The sequence below is a fragment of the Streptomyces sp. genome, from assembly GCF_050698815.1.
Taxonomy (GTDB): domain Bacteria; phylum Actinomycetota; class Actinomycetes; order Streptomycetales; family Streptomycetaceae; genus Streptomyces.
On the sequence record NZ_JBOHCV010000150.1, the window covers coordinates 1 to 5,096 of the forward strand.

The following is a 5,096-nucleotide window of genomic DNA, read 5'->3' on the forward strand; positions in this document are numbered from 1 at the left end:
CTGCCGCCGACCGCCTTGCGCACCATCATCGTCCTGGTCGGCGCTGCGGCCATCGTGCAACTGCTGCTGCGCTGACGCGTGACCGGCGACCGGGCTCAGGCGGTCGCGGGCAGCGCCACAGGGGACACGGCGGCGCCGGGGACCGTCAGCCACTCCGGCAGCGTCTCCCCGTCCCGCAGCCCAAGCGCCAGCAGCAGGGCGTCCGCCGGCGTCGGCTCGAACGGCCTCGCCCCCAGCGTCATGCCGGCCTCAGCCGGAGTGCGGTCCGCCTTCCGGTGATTGTCGGCCGCACAGGCCGCGACCGTATTGAGCCAGGTGTCCGCGCCGCCACGCGAACGCGGCACGACATGGTCCACCGTGGTCGCCCGCCGCCCGCAGTACGCGCACCGGTGCCGGTCCCGTACGAGGACACCGCGCCGCGACCACGGCGCCCGTTGTCGGAACGGCACCCGCACGTATCTGCAGAGCCTGATCACCTGCGGTACCGGAAGGTCGATACTCGCCGCCCGTACGCGGAGACCGGGGTGCGCATGCTCTACGACGGCCTTGTCCTGCATCACCAGCACTACGGCGCGGCGCAGCGAGACCGTCGACAACGGCTCGAAGCTCGCATTGAGGACCAGCGTCTCCCGCATCCCCTCCACCTCCCCGATCCCTCCCGCCCCGCGGCGGGTGGCACCACTGTGCCGTTGCCCGATCCGGGGAACAACGCAATTTCGGAAAGGGGAAGAGTCGGAAAGCGGAAGAGAAGGAAACGGAGCGGGAAAGGAAGTGAGAGAACAAGGGCAGCCGGCGCGGTCGTCCGGCCCCCGGCCGGGCTCCGACGAACGGCCGGCGCAGACACGAGCGCCCCGCCGTCCCCGCATCGCGGTGCCGACTGCCCGGCAACAACTGTGCGATCGGGGAGGACGGGGCGCAATGGGTTTAACGGCCCGGCCCGACGGGCCGGCTCAGGACTCCTCGTGCAGACCGATCAGCTGGGCCCGTCCGATCGCCTTGAAGCGCAGATTGAACCCGATGGCGGCCGGCGAAGCGTCGGCGTCCGGCCCGAGCTTCTCCTCCTGCACGGCGTAGACCGTGAAGACATACCGGTGCGGCCCGTCCCCGGGTGGCGGAGCGGCCCCACCGAAGTCACGGGTGCCGAAGTCGTTGCGTACGTGCACCGCACCCTCGGGGAGACCCGCCATCTCACCGCTGCCCGCACCCGCCGGCAGCTCCGTCACGGACACCGGGATGTCGAAGACGGACCAGTGCCAGAAGCCGCTGCCCGTCGGAGCGTCCGGATCGAAGCACGTCACGGCGAAGCTCCGGGTCCCCGTGGGGAAGCCCTGCCAGCGCAGCTGCGGAGAGATGTTCCCCTTCGCGTGCTGCTGCTCCGGCCGCAGCCGCCCGCCTTCGGACACATCGTCGCTCACCACCTCGAACGACGGCACGGGCGGATGAAAGTCGTGGGGGAGCGGCGGTTGCTTCTGGTCGGTCACGTCGGAACCTCCTGATGGCGCGAATCGCTGCAGCGGCCAGCCTAACGAGCCGATGTCCGCGTCTTTGTCACCATGGGGACGACAACGAGACCTGCGAAGCGGTGATGCGACGATGACAAGTCCCGTGAATCTGCCCGAACTGCCGGAACTCCCCGACGACAGCCTGCCGGGCCTCTTCGACGGCACCGTGCCTCCCGGCGTGTACCGCTGCGCTTCCGTGGGCCCGGACATGCTGATGCGGGCGGAAGCGGCGAGCTGGGTCGGCGCCGTCATCGACCTCGGCGGGGTGACCGACAAGGCGGAGTTCATGAACCGCTGTGTGACGGGCCTCGAGCTGCCGGACTGGTTCGGCCGCAACTGGGACGCGCTCGCCGACTCCCTCACCGACCTGTCCTGGTGGGGGGAGACGAACGGATACCTGGTGATGACGGCCGGGTGGCCCGGCTTCGAGCAGGCCGACCCCAGTGGCGCCGCCACCGCCGTGGACGTCTTCACGGCGGCGGTCGGCTACTGGGCGGTGCGTGACGCACCGCTGAACGTGCTGCTGGGCTGACCTGACGCCGGTGAGCGGCAGGCGCCGGTGGTGAGCGGGTGACTCACAGCCAGTTACGCCGGCCCCCGACCTCGGTCAGCCACTGGTTGACGAAGGCCGTCCAGTCGGTCTGCTGGAAGTGCGCCAGGTCCACCTGGAACGCGCGGTAGGAGTCGCTGCTTCCCGTGAACAGGCCCGGCTTCTTGTCCATCTCCATGATGACGTCCATCTCCCCGCCGTCCGCCACGAACGACAGCTCGACCTGCGTCAGTCCCCGGAACTGCGGCGGCGCGAAGAACTCGATCTCCTGGTAGAAGGGCAGCTGCTGCCGGGTGCCGCGGATCCGCCCCTTCTCCATGTCGGCCGTCTTGAAGCGGAAGCCGAGCGCTCCGAAGGAGTCCAGGATCGCCTGCTGGGCGGGCAGCGGGTGCACGTTCACCGGGTCCAGGTCCGTGGAGTCCACAGCGTGGGCGATGGCGAGCTCCGTCGTCACCCCGATATTCATCCCGGTCAGCTGCTGCCCCATGAACATCGTGATGGGCGTCTCCCAGGGCACCTCCAGCTGGAAGGGCACGGTGTGGCTGGCGCCCTCCTTCAGACCGAGCGCACCACCGAGCTGCTGCCGCCCGAACTCGATGTCCTGCTTCATCTCACCGTCGTTGGTCTCCACCTCGACCTTGGCCATGAGACCGACGGAGAGCCCCTGGATCTGTTGCTCGACCGAGCCCGCCTCGATGTGCACCTCACCCTGCACCACCCCGCCCGGCACCACGTTCGGCTCGTGCAGGACGGTCTGCACCGACGCGCTGCCGACCCCCATGCTCGCGAACAGCTTCTTGAAACCCATCTCTCCAGTCCCTCCCAGGCACTGCCTGTGTTTCGTCTCGGTCACCCGTGATGTGTTCTCGCTACGAGGTACGCCCGGCACGGTCCGGTGGTTCCACCCCAGGATGACCGGAACCGCCCGGGGCGGGCCTCGCGGACCCACGGCTCGGTTACCCTCGGGCTGCATGATCGCTGGCCGAGACCGTACGCGAAGGAACGACGACAGCCACACACCGCTGCCCCGGTCCTTCTTCGACCGCCCGGTCCTCAAGGTCGCCCCCGAGCTGCTGGGGCGCTACCTCGTCCGCATGTGTCCCGACGGGCGGATGGTGCTCCGCATCACGGAGGTCGAGGCGTACGGGGGAGAGAGCGACCCCGGCTCTCACGCGTACCGGGGACGAACCGGGCGCAACGCCTCGATGTTCGGTCCGCCCGGCCACGCGTACGTGTACTTCATCTACGGAATGTGGTTCAGCCTCAATCTCGTCTGTGGTCCCGAGCACCACGCGAGCGGCGTGCTGCTGCGGGCCGGCGAAGTCCTCATCGGGGAGGAGCAGGCCCGCAAGCGCCGGCCGAAGGCCCGCAACGACGGGGAACTCGCGAAGGGACCGGCCCGGCTGGCGACGGCGCTGGACGTGGACCGGAGACTGAACGGCACCGACCTGTGCACCCCCGACCAGTCCGCTCCGCTCCGTGTGCTGACGGGTGAGACAGTCTCCGGCGAGAGCGTGCGCAACGGTCCACGGACCGGCGTGGGGGGCGACGGAGCAGCTCATCCATGGCGCTACTGGATCGACGGCGACCCGACGGTGAGTCCGTACCGTCCACATCAACCCCGGCAGCGCCGAAGGCAACTTGACGCGGGGCGCCCCGAGGCATAATGTTGACAGAGTCGCTGAAACGGACAGGCTGCCGTCACGGCTTGAAGCCGAGCGAATGCCCCGGATGCGACAACACACTACCTACGATTTCCCGAATGGGACTGCCTTCGCTGTGCCGAAAAGCAGTCCGTAAGCTCCGTCGAGGAGCACACGAGGAAATACGCTAAAGTAGCGGACAACCGAGAGGGAAGCGCCCGGAGGGGCCCTGTGAGGGGTTGCGAAGGTAGCGTCCGTTCTTTGAGAACTCAACAGCGTGCTAAAAGTCAACGCCAGATATGTTGATACCCCGTCCCCTGTTTGTTGGGGGCGTGGTTCCTTTGAAATACAGATACAGCGAGGATGCTGTGCATGGGCTGGATTATTCCTCCGGCTTGTGCCGCTCTTCGGTGGTGTCTTGATGAGACATTCACGGAGAGTTTGATCCTGGCTCAGGACGAACGCTGGCGGCGTGCTTAACACATGCAAGTCGAACGATGAAGCTCTTCGGGGTGGATTAGTGGCGAACGGGTGAGTAACACGTGGGCAATCTGCCCTGCACTCTGGGACAAGCCCTGGAAACGGGGTCTAATACCGGATATTACTCTCGGGGACATCCTCGGGGGTGGAAAGCTCCGGCGGTGCAGGATGAGCCCGCGGCCTATCAGCTTGTTGGTGGGGTGATGGCCTACCAAGGCGACGACGGGTAGCCGGCCTGAGAGGGTGACCGGCCACACTGGGACTGAGACACGGCCCAGACTCCTACGGGAGGCAGCAGTGGGGAATCTTGCGCAATGGGCGGAAGCCTGACGCAGCAACGCCGCGTGGGGGATGAAGGCCTTCGGGTTGTAAACCTCTTTCAGTGGGGACGAAGCCTTCGGGTGACGGTACCTGCAGAAGAAGCACCGGCTAACTACGTGCCAGCAGCCGCGGTAATACGTAGGGTGCTAGCGTTGTCCGGAATCATTGGGCGTAAAGAGCTCGTAGGCGGTTTGTTGCGTCTGCTGTGAAAACCTGGGGCTTAACTTCGGGCGTGCAGTGGATACGGGCAGACTTGAGGCCGGTAGGGGCGAGTGGAATTCCCGGTGTAGCGGTGAAATGCGCAGATATCGGGAGGAACACCGGTGGCGAAGGCGGCTCGCTGGGCCGGTTCTGACGCTGAGGAGCGAAAGCGTGGGGAGCGAACAGGATTAGATACCCTGGTAGTCCACGCTGTAAACGTTGGGCGCTAGGTGTGGGGCTCTTCCATGGGTTCTGTGCCGTAGCTAACGCGTTAAGCGCCCCGCCTGGGGAGTACGGCCGCAAGGCTAAAACTCAAAGGAATTGACGGGGGCCCGCACAAGCGGCGGAGCATGTGGCTTAATTCGACGCAACGCGAAGAACCTTACCAGGGTTTGACAT

At 66.6% G+C, this 5,096-nt stretch carries 5 protein-coding genes and 1 rRNA gene; 3 read left to right on the plus strand and 3 right to left on the minus strand.

Annotated elements, in window-relative coordinates; translation table 11 throughout:
* Positions 1–95: 95 nt before the first annotated feature.
* Together ACRDP3_RS05895 and ACRDP3_RS05900 are read right to left on the minus strand one after the other, a co-directional pair.
* On the minus strand, positions 96–635 hold the full coding sequence (locus tag ACRDP3_RS05895) for an HNH endonuclease (RefSeq protein WP_431515749.1): 540 nt from the start codon (positions 633–635) through the stop codon (positions 96–98).
* A gap of 315 nt (positions 636–950) precedes the next feature.
* A complete protein-coding gene (locus ACRDP3_RS05900; protein ID WP_431515750.1) occupies positions 951–1,481 on the minus strand; it encodes a YbhB/YbcL family Raf kinase inhibitor-like protein in 531 nt (176 codons plus the stop codon).
* A 112-nt stretch (positions 1,482–1,593) separates the two neighbouring features.
* On the opposite strand from ACRDP3_RS05900, the gene ACRDP3_RS05905 reads away from it, so the two are divergent.
* Positions 1,594–2,034: a barstar family protein gene (locus tag ACRDP3_RS05905; protein WP_431515751.1), complete on the plus strand. Its 441-nt coding sequence runs from the start codon at positions 1,594–1,596 to the stop codon at positions 2,032–2,034.
* A gap of 43 nt (positions 2,035–2,077) precedes the next feature.
* On the opposite strand, the gene ACRDP3_RS05910 is transcribed toward ACRDP3_RS05905, so the two are convergent.
* A complete protein-coding gene (locus tag ACRDP3_RS05910; RefSeq protein WP_431515752.1) occupies positions 2,078–2,860 on the minus strand; it encodes a sporulation protein in 783 nt (260 codons plus the stop codon).
* A 163-nt stretch (positions 2,861–3,023) separates the two neighbouring features.
* Here ACRDP3_RS05910 and ACRDP3_RS05915 point away from each other — a divergent pair, with 163 nt between their 5' ends.
* Positions 3,024–3,719 (plus strand): DNA-3-methyladenine glycosylase, encoded by a 696-nt coding sequence (locus tag ACRDP3_RS05915; protein ID WP_431515753.1) that lies wholly within the window; start codon positions 3,024–3,026, stop codon positions 3,717–3,719.
* A gap of 405 nt (positions 3,720–4,124) precedes the next feature.
* Positions 4,125–5,096, plus strand: a 16S ribosomal RNA gene (locus ACRDP3_RS05920); the annotation flags it as partial.